We start from the raw sequence: 17,398 nt of genomic DNA, 5'->3' as shown, positions 1-17,398 counted from the left end.
GACCCTCAATGCCGACGGAACTTACCGTTTTGACGCTTCCGGTTATGATGCGCTGAGCGCCGGTGAAAAACAGGTGATTACCGTACCTGTCACCGTGACCGATGATCGCGGTGCGACGGATACCACCACCTTAACCATTACCGTGATTGGCACCAATGATGCGCCGGTGGCTCAGGCGGCGGTAGCCGTCGTCGCCGAAGATGCGACCATTAGCGGCAGTATCACGGCGACCGATGTCGATTTACCGGATGGTCAGTCGCTGGTGTTTACCACCGACTCGACCGTCCCCGGTCTGACCCTCAATGCCGACGGAACTTACCGTTTTGACGCTTCCGGTTATGATGCGCTGAGCGCGGGTGAAAAACAGGTGATTACCGTACCTGTCACCGTGACCGATGATCGCGGTGCGACGGATACGACCACACTGACCATTACTGTGATTGGTACCGATGATGCACCGGTCGTGACCGGTACCTTCACCGGAGCGGTGACTGAAGGGGATATCGGTGATGTGGCTCAGGTCAGTGGCACGATTGCGATCAGTGATGCGGATGCCAATGATAATCCGGTATTTGCCGATACCACGGCAAACGGGATTTACGGCAGTCTGACTCTGGTTAATGGTCAGTGGACTTACACCTTAGATCAAAGCAAAGCCCAGTCGCTGGAGGAAGGGGAGCAGGTTAAAGATACCATCACACTGACCGCCAGTGACGGCACCACGCAGCAAATTGTAATTGCGGTGACCGGCACCAATGATGCACCGGTTGCTCAGGCAGCCACGGCGGCAGTGACCCAGGATCACTCCATTACCGGTAGTATCACGGCAACCGATGTGGATTTACCGGCGAGCGCCAGTCTGACATTCAGTACCGAGTCCAATGTGACCGGTCTGACCCTCAATGCCGACGGGACTTACAGTTTTGATGCGTCGGGTTACGACGCATTGGGCGCGGGTGAAACGCAGGTCATCAAAGTGCCGGTGACGGTCACCGATGATCAGGGCGCAACGGATACCGCCACCCTGACCATTACCGTGACCGGCACTGATGATGCACCGGTCGTGACCGGTACCTTCACCGGAGCGGTGACTGAAGGGGATATCGGTGATGTGGCCCAGGTCAGTGGCACGATTGCGATCAGTGATGCGGATGCCAATGATCATCCGGTATTTGCCGATACCACGGCAAACGGGACTTACGGCAGTCTGACCCTGGTTGATGGTCAGTGGACTTACACCTTAGATCAAAGCAAAGTCCAGTCGCTGGCGGAAGGGGAGCAGGTTAAAGATACCATCACACTGACCGCTAGTGACGGCACCACGCAGCAAATTGAAATTGACATTACTGGTACCAACGATGCGCCTGTTATTTCTTTGGAGGATTCGGCAAAACAAGTCTCGATTTCTGAAGAAGGTTTGGCTCAGGGAAATCCAGATACTATCGGTTCTCGTGATACAACGAATGCTCGGCAAGCTTCAGGATCGTTTTCTGTATCCGATCCGGACTCATCAAGTGTGACAATGTCACTTGTTGCCCCAACCACACCACTGTATAGCCATGGTATCGCAATCATCTGGGCGTTGCTGGAAGATGGTTCTTTGGTGGGGCAGGCAAATGGTGAAACAGTGATGACAATTAGCCTTTCCGATGAAGGAAATGGTGATTATTCATATACAGTTCATATGCAAGGTTCAGTCGATCATCCTGATTCTTCAGGTGAGGATGTGCTACAAGTCGAGTTCGGTATCTCCGCGCATGATGGTCAAACGGTTTCAACCCAGTCGGTTTTGGTCTCAATTGAAGATGATTCACCGGATTCGCATACGACGGATGTCGTGGTTGAAGCCGATGATACGTCTTTTAATTTTTCCGTTACTGGCACAACGGTGTCATTGGGGAATTCTGTTTTCGATAATGGTGACTGGCATACCCAACAAACTGATACGAGAGTTGCTTGGGGAACTTCAGGTGCATGGGATACGAGTTATTCATCTTATCAGGTCTCACCAGCACAACAGGGATCACATGGTTATACAGAAGGGCAACCATTTGAACTGGCAACATTAGTGCATCAGAATGGTTCGGTCTTAAGCTATGAATCAACATTGGATAGTACGGTATTAACGATTGTCACACAGGTGACGATTAATGGTGTGACGCAGTCGATTACATTACATTTGAATGTTGATCATGACGAAACAGCAAATAATACGCATACCAATGGTGACTCAATTACGTTGACGACTGATTATGTTGACGTCGAGATCGATGGTGTAATGTATCGATTGGATATTGAAGGCTTTAAGAAAGACGACGGTACGATATCGAAAACAGTAGTGACGCCTGAAGGTGATACTGAGTCTTACACACTTGTTGCGAGTCTGAATTACCATCCTGATTCTCATCCTGATCAAGGCGTAACGGGGACGATCGATTATGATGCCGGTGCCGACGGTATGGCTTCAGTGGCGTGGGAAGCGGGCTCGGAAAATAATGGTGCCACAGTGATTCATGGGGAATACGGTACGCTAACTGTGTATGCCGATGGTCATTATACTTATGAGGTGAATGAAGATGCGTTGGCTACGCTGGATGAAGGGACAACGGCGACCGACTCATTTAACTACGTGGTAACGGATCATGATGGTGACAGCGCAACCAGTTCTCTGAATTTTGAAGTTTCCGGACATTCTGCCACACCGTTGTTAAGTTCAGGTCTCCATGGTGAGTTTTATAACTATCAGGAAGGTTGGTCTAATCACTGGAATAATGTTGATAGCCTTGCTGATGCATTGGCGATTATCCAGAATCAGGATCCGAACGCTGAATTTACCTCTACAAAAGTGGATTATCAGAGCGATTTACTCGCCCACAACTTGGGCAGCTACGATGCTGCCTACTGGTTGAATGGCCGCACAAATCTGGAAGAATGGCTGGAAGACACCGGTGATGATCGTTCCGTTGTGTTCAACAATAAAGAAAATTCATCAGATGCCGTTGTCCGTTTAACGGGGGGCGTTGCGCTCGATAGTGGTACTTATTCAATCAAAGTCACCGCTGATGATGGCTATCAGGTTAAGATTAATGGGGTTGTCGTCGCTGAATATGACGGCATTCAATCTGCAACAACTGATACATTTACTTTTACCGTTGATGGCTCCGGATATCAGACTGTAGAGATTGTTTATTGGGATCAGGGCGGTGCTCACCAATTAACGGTCGCGTTGGCTGATGTGACAGATGGTGTTACAGGTGATTATTCCGTACTGGGCAGTGATGCTTATCCCACTGTGAATGGTGATGTAACAGCAGCTGGTTCTGTTGATGTGATCACTGATCATGAGGTAATGGCAGCGGGTTATGAGGATCGAATCGCCCAGTTTGAAGCCGGTCATTATTGGCAAGCCGATGGTGACCATAAAGACAATCACTTAATTGGCTCACTGGGCAATGATCATATTGACGGTCATGGCGGTGATGACTGGATTGATGGTGGGCTCGGTGGTGCCGATTGGTTACAGGGAGGTCACGGTGATGATACCCTTGTGAGCAGTTATGGCAGCGAAGGCGATTTACTGGACGGCGGGAATAATGATGACCATCTGTACGGTCGGGATGGCAATGATATTCTGATTGGTGGTTCGGGTGAAGACTATCTTTCCGGCGGTGCAGGTAATGATATCTTGATTGGCGGCTCGCTCGATGACCATCACGCAGATGGTTCTGATCTGTTGATTGGTGGTGCCGGTAAAGACCTGTTTGTTCTGGATTCTTCCTCGGTCGATAAGATTCAGGATTTCCATACCGGTGAGGATGCGATTGACTTATCGAATTTGTTAGCTGACGTTTTAGATAATCAGAGTAATGATGCAATTCAGCAATACTTGGATCAAAATGTTGAAGTGACATCTGAACATGGACAAACTCATCTGAGTATTAACAATGTCAATGTTGCTGATTTTGGTCATGACTCCAGTTTTGATGTGAACAGTACAATTGCGGTGATTATTAATGACCATGAGTTCTCGGTGAAATATCACGATTCATGACAAATCTGCATTTTTGCGGAGCAATAGAATAAAGCCAGTGTAGTGCGCCTATGCTGGCTTTTTTATTGGAATTATTTTGAATGATTAGTCATCAAGTAGCTGAATAATCTGTTTTTTTCTTCAGGCGTAAGGTTTTTTATCCGCTGAATATTATGCTCAGGAATCAATTCGGGCTGAGGGTAGTGTGTCAGGACTTTCTCGATACTTTCTTCACGGATGAGATGATAGATCGGATATGGTGATTTGTTGGTGAGGTTGTCATCATCTTCAGGATGATTCCCGGCAAAGCAGTAGTTTGGGTGAAAAGTAGCGACTTGATAAATACCTTCCCACTGATGTTGCATGATTAGGGCATCGATCCAGTCAATGAACTGATTGTAGTCATCAAATGATGAAAGAAAGTGGGGCACGACAACCAGCGTCGTTTCCAACTGTTCAGATGGAGTCATCTCTAACTCGAGCAACTGTCGATAGATATCTTCCAGTAATTGCTCTTCTTGCCGCGCTTGGCTGATATGAATTTTGATCTGTTTCTTTTTATACGGTTTCGCTGCGAAAGGACATAAGTTCAGGCCGATGACAACTTGAGTCAGCCATTGCTCGACCGTTTGATAAATTAATGTATGCTCTGATTGAGAGTTCATAGTGTGAATTAACCGCGTGGAAAAATTTGCAGGCAGAATACCATGAAATTCAGATGGTGTTGGTATGTTGCTGTGTCTGGAAAGTATCGAACTCTTTCAATCGCCAGCATAAGGTAAACAGGAACAAATAGATAACTGTTCCCCCTGCGACCACCATATGCCAGCCGCCATACTGCCAGCAAGCAATCAGAAAGAACCCACCAAAACTCCCTCCCAAGTAGTAATGAACCAAATAAAGTGCGGTCGCTGTTGCTTTTGCCTGCTTGGCATGTTGACTGACCCAAGCGTAAGCCAATGTATGACTAAAGAAGGCGCCGGAGCTAATACAGATTAAAGCAATCATAATCATCGGAAGTGACTCAATCATGGCGAGCCACATGCCGGATAGACTGAGACATGTTCCGGCAATCAGGCCGGTAACCGTGTTGTGGTGTCTGAGCCAGCGGGATGCCAGACGTGAACTTAGTGTGCCACCCAGATAACAGATGAATATCAGGGATGCGAATCCGACAGGGATTGAATAGGGGGCAGACACCAAACGAAAGCCCATCACGGTATACAGATTGACAAACAGGGCAAAGTTCGCCCCGCCAAATAACATTGCCAGCCATAACTTACGTTGACGAAGGTGCATTAACACGGAACGTTGATGTTGTAAAAACGGTCCTTTCCGAGGGGTAAAATGTTGCTGAGGCGGAAGTCGGAAATAAACATATAATGCGCCGGCGATACTCAAAACGCTGACCACAGCGACAGCCGTTTCCCAACTGAATCGATCAGTAAGATTCCCTCCGGCAATCCGTCCACAGATTCCGCCCAACGAATTCGCGGCAATATAACTCCCAATTGCAGCCTGAAAAGCCTGGGGCGAAAATTCTTCAACCATATAGGCGACAGCAACGGAGGCAAAAGCTGCGATCGCAACCCCGGTAAATGCACGCGCGGCAACGAGAGTCCACCATGTCGGATGTAGCAATAGGGCAAGACCGAATAAAGGAAGCGTCAGTAAGCCAATCATCATAATTTTTCGGCGTCCGAACGCTTCGGAACAGATGGCCCAAGGCACTAAAGTGACCGATAAAGCTAATGTCGATGCCGCGAAGAGCCAGTTAACTTTTGTTTCAGACAATTGATAGAGTTCAGCCATGTGAGGGAGAATGGGCTGAAAAAGATATAAATTACAGAAGACAATGAAAGCACCGAGGGCCAATCCAAAAGAAACTTGATGATATTGTGGGGTATGACGTTCGATCATTAACTTGTCCTGTCGTTTATCCTGTGACCAACGTAACATTAGTACTTCAATTAATAAAATATATTAAAATTATCGTTGCTATATAATTTGTATATCATGGAAATTCGTCAACTGAAGCATTTCACTACAATAGTCCAATTCGGGAGTTTTACCGCGGCGGCTCGGTCGCTACATATTGCCCAGTCAGCTTTGAGTATTTCGATTAAGAAGTTTGAGCAGCAGTTGGGGACTCGTTTGCTCAAAAGAGATGAGCGTAAAGTGAGTATGACTGATGAAGGTAAGATATTGTATGAATACGCACTACGCATTTTACAACAGGTTGATGATGCGCATTTGGCGATGGATGAGCTGAAAGGACTGGTGAAAGGTGAAGTGCGTTTGGGGACTCCGAGTATGACGGGGTCTTATTTTTTCCCTGAAATTGTTATGGCTTTTAAGAGTCACTATCCGAATTTGAAAATGACGGTGGTTGAGGCCGGTGGTCAGTCGATCAGGAATATGTTGTTGACCGGAGAATTGGATATCGGTGTGATTTTAAACCGCGATATCCCGGAGGGACTGAGTGTTGACCCATTACTGACATCGCAGATGGTCGCAGTTGTCAGTCAACACCATGAGTTGGCCGATGCCTCTCACATCAGTCTGGACACTTTTTTACAGCATGAATTGGTTACTTTTCAACCGGGATATTACCACCGAGAATTTATAGATCAAGCTTGTCAGGCGCATGATTTTCATGCTCAGATTTCATTTGAAACCAATCTGCTACCGATGATTTTAAGGATCGTCAAGCGTGAATATGCAATCAGTGCATTACTTGAGTTGGTGACGGAACAGGAACCGAGTGTTCGTGCGATTCCTTTTGAACCTCCGGTGCCTGTGCATTTGGCATTAGCGTGGCGCAATGATGGTTATCTGTCTTATGCAAATCAAGCCTTTATTCACTTTGTGAAAAACCATGTATCTTGAGACGAAGTCGGTATAAAAGTGTGAAATGTTAGTTAGAACAATGTGCATAAGTTGAAATCGTGCTAGGTTTACATAAGAAGTTCGTTTCAGACTGAACTAGATATCAGGGAGGTTGAAATGGATGCTGATATGTACCTGCCGTGTCAACCTTACTGGTTATGTCGGTCTTTGATGTTTACATTCTATATTGTGATGGTAGGTGCGGTTATTTGGCTGATGATCCTTGTTATTCGTGAATATGTTCGGATTAAGAATCGTGCGAAATATGTTCAGGAGCGCCGCAAATTGCATTATAAAGAAAGACATCGATTGAAATCTGAACGTATTATCAAACGTGCAAAACGACCGATAAGGCGAAGATAGTCCGTTGCTTGTGCCTAAATAATATGTAGAGTTCGCTATCCTGAAAGGAGCCTGATGATGGATATTCAGGTTTTTTATTATGCACCGTGTAAACCTGATTGGTTATGCCGGCCGGCTCTGATCGTTATTGGCATTATGCTCGCGATTGGACTGATTTTATTCATTCGGCTGGTGATCCGAGAATATTTGCGAATTCACCGCAAGCAATATGTTTTAAAACGTAGACGTCTTCATTACAAACAACGACACAAGTTGAAACCATATCATCCAATGCGGTGGCCAAGGACACCGCGTGATTAGCGGTCGGTCGCGGTCTCCCGCTCAAGCTGGCGTTGAAATGCCAGCGATTGTTCTGTTGTCCCGAAATCTTGAATAAATGTAGCAAGACGTGTTCTGGCAACGGTGAATCGTCGGGCTTTGATTGCTATCTGGATGAGATAAAACTGAGACTGGAATCGCTTTGGATCATGATTCAGAGCAATCAAAAAAAATTTATTTGCTTGCAAAGTATTCCCGGATTTTAGTGAACACAGTGCGGCATTTTCATAGCTGGCAGCAATCTGGGGGTAGTTTGTTTTCGAGTAAACTTGAGCGAAATAGTGTTGGGCCTGTTTGATATTCCCCTGTTTGCACAAAAATGTACCATAGTTGTTGTATACATCCGGATGGTTCGGGTGCTCGTTTAATGTCCGTATATATTGTTGTTTGGCTTTGTCTATTTCACCAACCTTTTCATAGTAATAGGCTTGCGCGAGTTGCAATCGAATATAATGTGGTGCGATTTCGGCAGCCTGTATCAGGTTGAACAGGGCTTTTTGGGGTTCATGGTGTTGAAGGTAGGCAATACTCAGGGTAATTCTGGCATCTGCAATTTGGTTATGCTCAGAAGGTGAGGGTGCAGTATGACTGCACCCTGAAACGATGAACCACCACCCTAGAATCAATCGACGTGTCATTCGGCCTCCGCTTAATCATACTTTCGTTTATCTGCTGGATGATAAAGCGATTCTACGGGGAGGAAATAGGGCAGTGTATATCTTGCGACGCAGATAAAAAGAGCGGCCTTGATTCAGGCCGCTTTTGAATAAGATGACGTTGCTCTAATCATCTTTGGTAAATTTATCTTCACTGAAATGTTCCAAATCATAGGGTGTCTGCTGGTAAACACAGTAGTTGAGCCAGTTTGAAAACAGCAGATGTCCGTGGCTTCGCCAACTGGCGATAGGTTGATTATCAGGATTGTCATTCTGGTAATAGTTCACTGGAATGGTTGGCTCCAAGCCTTCACCCAGATCCCGAACGTACTCACCGTGTAGTGTAAAAGCATCATATTCAGGATGACCGGTCACAAACACATGACGTTTATCCGGGCTGGTTGCCAGATACATTCCTGCATCTTCTGAAGTGGCAAGAATATCGAGACTGGTATTTTCTCGAATGTAATCGACAGGGAAATCTGCATATCTGGAATGCGGGGCAAGAAAAGAGTCATCAAATCCGCGAATCAGGGGATGAAAGTCTTTCTGCAGGGAATGAGTATAAACTCCAGAGAGCTTATCTTTACGGGTCAGCTTCGGCAATCCATAAAGAATGTTGAGACCTGCCTGAACAGCCCAACAGACATATAAAGTTGAAGTAACATGATCTTTGGCCCATTGGATGATGGATTCCAGATGCTGCCAGTAGACGACATCCTCAAAAGCAACCAATCCTAGCGGTGCCCCCGTCACAATTAATCCGTCGAAGTAACGGTCTTTCACCATCTCAAATTGCCGATAAAACATATCTAAATGTTCTTCGGGTGTATTGCGGCTCGGACGGTTATCGATGCGCAAAAGTTCAACATCTACCTGCAGCGGACTATTGGAGAGCAGGCGTAAAAATTGAGTTTCAGTCTCAATTTTTTTAGGCATCAGATTCAGTATCAGCACTTTGAGCGGTCTGATTTCTTGAGTAGAAGCTCGAGATTCATGCATGACGAAAATGTTCTCATGCAGAAGAACATCCGTTGCAGGAAGTTGATCAGGAATCTTTATCGGCACAGTATTTCTCTCACAATAAATCTATCTGGACGTCTATACATCTAAAGTTAACCGAATCGATCACATATGTCGAGAAAAAATCAAGCTCTCATGTAAGCTGATATTTGATTGTTATTGGTGTTTGAATGGCTACCGATTTCACGCCGAACGATAGAAAAGGTAAAATCAGAGCGACAGATATGACGAAAAATCACCACAGATAGATCTAGCACCGAATGATTCGCCTATCTGTGGTGACAAGGGATAAGATGATAGACAATAGTCAGATTTATTTATAAAACTTGTTCATTTATGAAAGCTGGGACAAAAGAAATCAGCTCGCCATATCAGCTTATGTTTACCTTTCATCGACAATAGGACGTCTTTGCCTTTCATTTGAGGAAATGCAAGCAAAGGAGGCAAATCATCGACATCTGTAGCTACGGCTTTATAAGCACGGATACAAGTAAAAGTTGAATCTAAATTGTCTACCAGCATCTCATGGGATAAACAAATACCTAGCTCATCACGTCTCATTGTATGTTCCTTCTATTTTTGCTTTTCCAATCTTTTCCCAATGGTGTACTACATATTATTCGGATGATTTTATAATATATGCAATAGCTTCAACACTCCGTATAAAAAGTATACAATCTATATGGCAACACCAAGGAAATAAGTCATAATTTCCTTGTGATCTTTGCCAAAATTTATGATGAAATTTTTAAAGTTGTTTTCGTGATAACAGCCTCTTGTATCTGCGGTGTGTTTGAGTAAATTAGTCAATGATACTGACGCTGACTTAGCTGATGAATTTATTGTTATTTTTCTGAAATCCTGACAATATGAATAACGGAACATCTATGTGATCGAGGCAGCTCTGATGAAGAGAAACTTTTGTTTGATATGAAACAATAAGATACTGGTCATGTTCTTTCGTTCATTCACCGATAAAATAACGATAGTCGGGTAGATAAGATCTACAATAACAATGTTAAAGTTGCTGTTTTTACAGCCCGGATCAATCCAGAATAGAAGTAGAGCGGTATGAGTCATCCAACTAGTACGATCTTGACAGAAAGCGGCACCAATGAACTTGAAATTATCGAGTTTCATATAGAAAAACGTCTACCGAACGGTGGCACTAAAACTTGTTACTACGGTATTAATGTTGCAAAAGTCCGGGAAGTAATTCAGGTTCCGGAAACAACGGATTATCCGAATGCTCAGCCACATATGATTGGTGTATTTTCTTCCCGGGATATATTAACCCCGTTGGTTGATCTGGCCGGCTGGCTTGGCATCCCGAAATCACCGGATGTTGAGAGCAAGTTTGTTATCGTGACGGATTTTAACCGGATGACGAATGGGTTCTTAATCGACAGTGTTAGCAGAATTCATCGTATCTCTTGGAATGATGTTGAATCGCCAAGCCAGTTTCTTGAAGCCGGTGAGCAAGATTGTGTTGTTGCCGTCGTGCGCAAAGAAGGGCATCTGATTATGATTTTGGATTTTGAAAAAATCATTGCAGATATTAACCCTGAATTGAGCATGGAGAAGTATGATGTCAGAGTGGATAAAAGCATTGACCTGAATCAGAAAATGGTGAGCAAAAGGAATGCGAAGACCGTAATGGTTGTGGATGATTCTGCATTTATTCGTAGTCTGATTCAAGATACGCTGAGTTCTGCCGGTTACAACGTTATTGCCTGTAAAGATGGTGGTGAGGCTTTTGAAAAGCTAATGAATATTGAACAAGCCGCTGAGAAAGAAGGCGTTCAGGTTCGAGAGCTGATTGATGCGGTGGTGACAGATGTAGAAATGCCTCGTATGGATGGGATGCATTTGGTGAAACGGTTGAGAGACAATAATTCATATCGTGATATCCCCATTGTAATGTTCTCTTCTCTGATGAGTGATGATAACCGTCATAAAGCGTTGACACTGGGCGCCAATGATACGATTACCAAACCGGAGATCGGTAAATTGGTCGGTATGATGGATCAATACATTTTTGAAGCGGTGTAACTAGAGACTCAAAGCAGTATACATCCAAGTCGTCGGTTTTGATTGGGTATTCTGTTTTATCAGACTGTTTATTATGTGATGTGTTTGGATGGCGCATTTTTGGTCTGTATTATAAGTCCATTTCTGGGGGTATTTAATTACGATGCTGAACATCTTTATTATTGTTGCATTGTTAGTCTTGTTCTTTCTTTTTGCACAGCGCTACATCATTAAAAAAGATGACAGTAAAGAATATAGTTATCGACGGTTCGGACCGCTGCTCAACCCCGCTGAGAGTATATTTTACCGGGCATTAATTGAAGCGGTCGGAGAGCAGGGGGTTGTATTTGCCAAAGTGAATATGGCGCAGTTATTAGTTCCTGCCGGGCTGAAAAAGAAAAAGGATATTTTTATTGCCGGTCACAAGATTTCAAAACATAGCTTTCAGTTTGTCGTCTGTGACCCCAGAACATTTGAAGCCCGTGCGGTGATTGAACTCGATAATGGCAAATCGTTGAGTAAGGCTAAAATTGAGCGCGAGAAACTGCTGTTGAGTGTCTGTCGGTCTGCCAATATTCCTCTGATTGGAACAACCATCAAATATAGTTATCAGGTGAGTCGGCTACGGCGACTTTTGGCAGCTCATATCGATTTGATTGAAGTAGATAAAGAAGTCCGATTCTGTAAAAAATGTGGTAGTCCGATGGTCATCCGGGTGGCTACGCAAGGCGATTATAAGGGGCGACGGTTCTTCACTTGTAGTCGTCAACCTCACTGTAACTATACTGAAAATTATAATGTTGTTTATGAAGATAATCATGAGGACGAACACTAACTTTACAATTACAAATCTGGCAATTCAGTATTAAGCCGATTTGTACTGTTCAACATCATCTTCAAGCGATGTCTGTGCATCTGCCTGACATATCCGCACTTGATTCTTCCCATTTTTTTTCGCTTTATAAAGCTCAATATCTGCCAACTTCAGAATGTCAGATAGGTTATCGCCATTGCGGTAACGGCAGATCCCGATACTTAACGTCAACTGTAAGCGTTTGTCACCAAAGTTGAACAGGTGATTGCTGATGGTGTGGCGAAGTTTCTCACCGATTTTTTTTGCCTCATCCAAATCGATATCAAACAGGGTAATACAAAATTCTTCTCCGCCAATCCGAAAGAGATTTTCATCACCGACGATACGACTAATGATCAGGCTGGTTTCAATTAAAACCTTATCACCGATGTCATGACCAAATCGATCATTAATCTGCTTAAAGTAATCAATATCGAGAATCAGCAGACTCAGATGTTGTTGCTCTTTTTTCGTCGTCGTAAAACGATGAAACGATGTTGACAGAGATAATCGGTTATGTGCACCGGTTAAGGAATCTCTGGAAGCGAGATACATCAGTGAGTTTTCAATATCGGAACGATTGGATTCATAAAGATGCGACACAATCCAGATCCCGATATAGCAGAGCACTAAATTAAACATGCTTTCTAACATGCTGTAGGTTGCATCTTGGCTCAGCTTCATGATGATGATTGCCGATTGAATCACCAAGAACAGACCACTGGTATACATGCCGTGTTTGATGCCGAGTAATAAGTACAACACGATCGGTGCAAGACAACTCCAGACAAACAGTCCCTGAGCTATCGGTTGAAAGTACGTTCCGACCAACAGCGTAAACATCAGATAATAAGCGTAATAAAGAATGTACTGCTTGGGATATCGTTTTTGTTTGAGTTGGGTATAAATCAAGTAAGAATAGACGGACAGAATACATTCAACGAAGGCCAGAAATAACTCGTTTCGATGAATGGCATGGAAGAGAGCAAAGAACAATGCTATCAACGTTAAAAACAGACTGATACCGGAAAGAACAGAAGTTCTGAGCAAGTATGATTTATTAGGTAATCGATCATCCATTTTAAGAGCGTTCTGCATATGTTCTAGCCAATTGAGGTATGTTACGCAATCATTGTAATACTTCAACTAATTTTTTGGGTTAATATCACAAAATTGAACTCGTATTACAATTTGCATCCACAGAAAAAAGATATGAAATTTAGACGAAGAATGATTCCGATTGAGCAAAAAAGATCCATGTTGGTGAACTTAAAGCCAATCGGTTCATTTTCAGGGAAATTTTTCTTGCACAACTTTAAGAGTGTCGTTAATATCCTCTCCGTTCTTGATTGATGCGTCCGTAGCTCAGTTGGTTAGAGTATCGCCTTGACATGGCGGGGGTCGGTGGTTCGAGTCCACTCGGACGCACCATTACAAGAAAACATCATTATGCGTCTGTAGCTCAGTTGGTTAGAGTATCGCCTTGACATGGCGGGGGTCGGTGGTTCGAGTCCACTCAGACGCACCAAATCTACGTCTCCTTTCTTTGAAATTCTTCGTTATCAACAGATCCTTTTTTATCGTCAAACGCTTATTTGGCGGACAACTTATTCAGCGGACAAGTAGTTACTTTGTGTTAGGAACTTATATCCGTTTTGCTGTTAATTTAGTTCTTTGCCTCTGATCTAAACGTGAAGGGCTAATGGGTTGCCTAAAGCAGAATGCAACATGATGAATAAGTAGTGTCGCAAAAATTATTTCAAAAATATCCAACATGAATCAGTTTGGTGTGGTACTGTGATGGCTATCCCTCCTGCTTAGTAGGGACCACTTTTCTTTTCCAGACGTATGTCTCGGCATTCCTTAGTTGCCCCCTAAGCCTAATTAACTAGGCTCTAATCATGTCAATTTCAACTGGAAAATTAAGAAACATCGTTCAATTAATTAGAACTGAAGAGACAGAAATCGACCATAATCCAATATATTCACAACCTTGGACACCACTTGGACATAAAGTCAATCCGACGACTCCCACTGCTATTATTTATTGTGAAGGTAACTTTGGTAAAATTGACGGAAAGAGTGCAAATGGGTTGGTAAGGCATTCCCACATTTATCGTATCTTATCCGTTATTGATAGTGAGCTGGCAAGCTTAGATTCCGGTGAAGTTCTTGATGGTATGAGAAATCATATTCCTCTTGTGGCTAATATTGAAGAAGCGATGATTCATGCGGAAACCGTTCCTGATTACTTTATTTTTGGGATCGCGCCATCAAAGGGCTTACTTTCCGATTCAGAAAAACAAATTATTCTCAATGCCATGTCATGCAACATGAATATTGTTAATGGTATGCATGAGTTCTTAAATGACGATCCTATCTTTCGTGAAGCCTGTCTAAAAAATAATGTCCATATTCTTGATATTCGCAAACCCAAGAACAAAGAAGCATTGCAAGTATTTAGTGGCAAAATACACAGTGTGAAATGCCCAAGAATTGCTGTCATGGGTACAGATTGCGCATTAGGGAAAAGGACGACCGCGACCATATTGGCAGATGAGTTAAGAAATAAAGGCCTCAATGTCGTGATGATAGCAACGGGGCAAACGGGTATTATGCAAGGCGCGCCCTATTGTGTGGCATTAGACGCCGTTCCCTCACAATTCTGCGCCGGTGAGTTAGAAGCCGTCATTGTTAAGGCGTATGAAATAGAGTCTCCGGATATCATCATCATTGAAGGGCAGGGAGCTTTAAGTCATCCTGCATTTTCTACAAGTTCTTTTATACTACGCGGCAGTTGCCCAACCAGTGTTATTTTACAGCATGCCCCTAAACGGATGTATCGTGTCGATTTTCCAGAAATGCCAATCCCTTCCGTTGCCAGTGAAATCAACCTGATAGAAGCATTTTCAAATACCACCGTGATAGGGTTAACACTGAATCATGAAGGGATGTCTTCCGATGAAATTATTCCTCAAATCAGAGCTTATCGTGCTGAGTTGAGCCTACCCGTGACTGACCCATTATCTCAACCTAAAGAACAACTGTTGCAAATGGTATTATCGACCTATCCGATGCTAAAAGATAAAATGGCAGAGCAAAAGTGAGCTACCCACAGCTAGACATCGATTGCTCTAAAATTCGTCACAATGCTCAGTTTCTTATTGAACGACTCGCGTTAAAAAATGTTGCAGTCACACCCGTGACAAAGTCTTGTTTAGGTCACCCCATCATTGCCAACATTCTCATTGATGCCGGAGCCAGTATGCTGGCAGATTCTAGAGTCGAAAACATACAAAGGATGACACGCAACGGAATTGCTGTCCCGAAAATGTTAATCCGTACTCCAATGCTGAGCCAAATCGCCAGTGTAGTTGAGTCTTGTGATATCAGTCTGAATACGGAAATCGAAGTGATTCGGCAGATTTCTTGTGCCGCAAAGCAGTCAAATATCCAGCATGGCGTCATAATCATGGTTGAACTGGGGGATTTGAGAGAAGGTATCATGCCGAATCTCGTTATCGGTTTTATAAGGAAGATCATTCTTTTACCCAATATCATCATAAAAGGCATCGGGGCGAATCTTACGTGTCGCTATGGAGTCACTCCTGATGATAAAAAGATGAGACTTCTTTCTGACCTTGCTGATGAAATCGAAGCAACATTCGGAATCTCACTCGAAATTATTTCAGGCGGGAATTCTTCTTCAATCAATTGGGTCCTCGCTCATAAAAGTCGCACCCGTGTGAATCATTTACGAATAGGGGAAGCAATTTTCCTTGGTTGTGTGCCTTTGGAGCAACAGCCGGTCGAGGGGCTATACACCGATGCGATCACATTAACCGCCGAGGTAATCGAAGCCAAAATTAAACCTTCGTTACCATGGGGAGATCGTGGTTCTAATGCTTTTGGTGAACAAGAAAAACTTCAAGACCGAGGTACAGTTTCACAGGCAATTCTTGCGTTGGGCCGCCAAGACGTTTGTGTAACCGGGCTTCACCCGCCCTATCATATAAGCATCGTATCATCGAGCAGCGACCACTTGATTCTTGAAACTTCCGAAGAGCCTCTGATTGTTGGAAAGAAAGTTCTATTCAGCGTCGATTACAGTGCATTTTTGTCCGCGATGACCTCAAACTCAGTTCATAAAGTGTTTCATGATGATACAAAAAAGAGTGAAGAGAGATGAGTGCTCCCATCGGGGAGCCGAACGATAGATCATCACTTTTCATCGCGATAACACATTACATCAAATGCGACCAGATGAACAATTTTTCACCGTTGTTGCATTACTTCGAGTGCATCGTATTGACTGCATGGATAAATGTCTGCTGAATATTCGGTATTCGTAGGGCTCTTGCCTCATCTAACAACGCTAGTGCTTTGGCAATATCGTGATGACTCACCGCATCTTTGATGGCCGACTGATAATAGTGAGTGGATTCCGCTTGCGGCGGTGCAGTGTGTTGCCACTGCTTGGTCTCGATATTTGGTTGTGGGGATGTCAGTGTGCTGACCATCGCGTTGCTGCCCGATGTTTGCCGCGATTGTTGGAGCGCATGTTGACGAATCGATTCCGTTTCAACGGTCATCTTCAATGATCCCTGATAGCTTGTGGTGACAGAGATATCTGCAACCAGCGGTAACGGTGCACCATCTTCAATCGCGCGTCGTTTCGCAGGATGGGGAATGGTAATCGTTTGTCCGACCTGATCAGGTTGGGTGAAAATGAGCAGATAAGGCGTTTTTTCCGCATGAATTGGGTAAGTCTGTTCGAGTCGATCGGATTCAAATACATCGCTGAACCGAAGCTGATGCTGATCGAGCTGAAACGTCTTTTGCGGCTGGTAGTCGGCATCCAGTAATACCAGTGTCGGCATAAAAATCTGATGATTAAACACCAAACTCTTGAGCGTCAGTTTAACGGTGCCGGAACGTGGTGAAAATTGAAAGGCACCAAAATATGAGCGGCCACTGCTGAAATCCTTCGCCGGGGATGACGGATCAAGTTTGAGCTTAACATCGTCGTTGGGATTGAGTGGTGTCCAGTATATATCTTGATAACGGGTACAACACACAGTGTCTTCAGCAGGCGGCGGAGTGATATGCTGAACCTGTTTTGTTGTTGAGCATCCCGAGACGATAAACAGCGTCAAGGTAAAATGGATCAGTTGCTGCATTTTCTGCATTGTGACTTCCTGTAGCGGGCGAATGAGTGGTTCAGGCAACCCAAAG

General features: G+C 44.1%; 13 protein-coding genes and 2 tRNA genes. 8 read left to right on the top strand and 7 right to left on the bottom strand.

What is annotated here, in order from left to right:
- Positions 1-4,051 (top strand): VCBS domain-containing protein (locus VRK_RS21245; protein WP_197413075.1); only part of this gene is annotated, 4,051 nt, incomplete at its 5' end.
- A gap of 71 nt (positions 4,052-4,122) precedes the next feature.
- On the opposite strand, the gene VRK_RS08205 is transcribed toward VRK_RS21245, so the two are convergent.
- Both VRK_RS08205 and VRK_RS08200 read right to left on the bottom strand, forming a co-directional pair.
- Complete coding sequence (locus tag VRK_RS08205; protein WP_059120914.1) at positions 4,123-4,695, bottom strand: DUF1415 domain-containing protein; 573 nt, start codon at positions 4,693-4,695, stop codon at positions 4,123-4,125.
- A 49-nt stretch (positions 4,696-4,744) separates the two neighbouring features.
- Positions 4,745-5,950 (bottom strand): MFS transporter, encoded by a 1,206-nt coding sequence (locus VRK_RS08200; protein ID WP_059122711.1) that lies wholly within the window; start codon positions 5,948-5,950, stop codon positions 4,745-4,747.
- A gap of 96 nt (positions 5,951-6,046) precedes the next feature.
- Here VRK_RS08200 and VRK_RS08195 point away from each other — a divergent pair, with 96 nt between their 5' ends.
- A complete protein-coding gene (locus VRK_RS08195) occupies positions 6,047-6,919 on the top strand; it encodes a LysR family transcriptional regulator (RefSeq protein WP_059120913.1) in 873 nt (290 codons plus the stop codon).
- Positions 6,920-7,578: 659 nt separating this feature from the next.
- On the opposite strand, the gene pilW is transcribed toward VRK_RS08195, so the two are convergent.
- The 3 genes from pilW to VRK_RS08170 all read right to left on the bottom strand — a co-directional run bounded on the left by pilW (position 7,579) and on the right by VRK_RS08170 (position 9,840).
- The gene (gene pilW, locus VRK_RS08180; RefSeq protein WP_059120910.1) at positions 7,579-8,238 is read right to left on the bottom strand and encodes a type IV pilus biogenesis/stability protein PilW; all 660 of its coding nucleotides are present in this window, start codon (positions 8,236-8,238) and stop codon (positions 7,579-7,581) included.
- Between the two features lie 144 nt (positions 8,239-8,382).
- Positions 8,383-9,324 carry a homoserine O-acetyltransferase MetA gene (gene metA / locus VRK_RS08175; RefSeq protein ID WP_059120909.1) on the bottom strand — a complete coding sequence of 314 codons (942 nt, stop codon included), beginning with the start codon at positions 9,322-9,324 and terminating at the stop codon, positions 8,383-8,385.
- Positions 9,325-9,609: 285 nt separating this feature from the next.
- Complete coding sequence (locus VRK_RS08170; RefSeq protein ID WP_059120908.1) at positions 9,610-9,840, bottom strand: hypothetical protein; 231 nt, start codon at positions 9,838-9,840, stop codon at positions 9,610-9,612.
- Positions 9,841-10,350: 510 nt separating this feature from the next.
- Here VRK_RS08170 and VRK_RS08160 point away from each other — a divergent pair.
- Positions 10,351-11,331, top strand: a complete 981-nt coding sequence (locus tag VRK_RS08160) for a chemotaxis protein (protein ID WP_059120906.1) — start codon at positions 10,351-10,353, stop codon at positions 11,329-11,331.
- A 142-nt stretch (positions 11,332-11,473) separates the two neighbouring features.
- Complete coding sequence (locus tag VRK_RS08155) at positions 11,474-12,145, top strand: DUF2726 domain-containing protein (protein WP_059120905.1); 672 nt, start codon at positions 11,474-11,476, stop codon at positions 12,143-12,145.
- 30 nt (positions 12,146-12,175) lie between these two features.
- Here VRK_RS08155 and VRK_RS08150 read toward each other — a convergent pair whose 3' ends face one another.
- The gene (locus tag VRK_RS08150; protein WP_059122710.1) at positions 12,176-13,243 is read right to left on the bottom strand and encodes a GGDEF domain-containing protein; all 1,068 of its coding nucleotides are present in this window, start codon (positions 13,241-13,243) and stop codon (positions 12,176-12,178) included.
- Between the two features lie 274 nt (positions 13,244-13,517).
- On the opposite strand from VRK_RS08150, the gene VRK_RS08145 reads away from it, so the two are divergent.
- From VRK_RS08145 to VRK_RS08130, 4 genes are all read left to right on the top strand, one after another.
- A tRNA-Val gene (locus VRK_RS08145) sits at positions 13,518-13,594 on the top strand.
- A 20-nt stretch (positions 13,595-13,614) separates the two neighbouring features.
- A tRNA-Val gene (locus VRK_RS08140) sits at positions 13,615-13,691 on the top strand.
- Positions 13,692-14,064: 373 nt separating this feature from the next.
- Positions 14,065-15,270 carry a DUF1611 domain-containing protein gene (locus VRK_RS08135; RefSeq protein ID WP_059120904.1) on the top strand — a complete coding sequence of 402 codons (1,206 nt, stop codon included), beginning with the start codon at positions 14,065-14,067 and terminating at the stop codon, positions 15,268-15,270.
- Positions 15,267-16,352, top strand: a complete 1,086-nt coding sequence (locus VRK_RS08130; protein WP_059120903.1) for an alanine/ornithine racemase family PLP-dependent enzyme — start codon at positions 15,267-15,269, stop codon at positions 16,350-16,352. Before VRK_RS08135 ends, VRK_RS08130 begins: the two co-directional genes overlap by 4 nt.
- 100 nt (positions 16,353-16,452) lie before the next feature.
- Here VRK_RS08130 and VRK_RS08125 read toward each other — a convergent pair whose 3' ends face one another.
- Positions 16,453-17,352: a MalM family protein gene (locus tag VRK_RS08125; RefSeq protein WP_059120902.1), complete on the bottom strand. Its 900-nt coding sequence runs from the start codon at positions 17,350-17,352 to the stop codon at positions 16,453-16,455.
- Positions 17,353-17,398 lie beyond the last annotated feature (46 nt).

The organism is Vibrio sp. MEBiC08052, from assembly GCF_001506075.1.
GTDB lineage: Bacteria > Pseudomonadota > Gammaproteobacteria > Enterobacterales > Vibrionaceae > Vibrio.
Note: the sequence above shows the minus strand (reverse complement) of the source record. Positions and strands in the feature narration are given on the sequence as shown.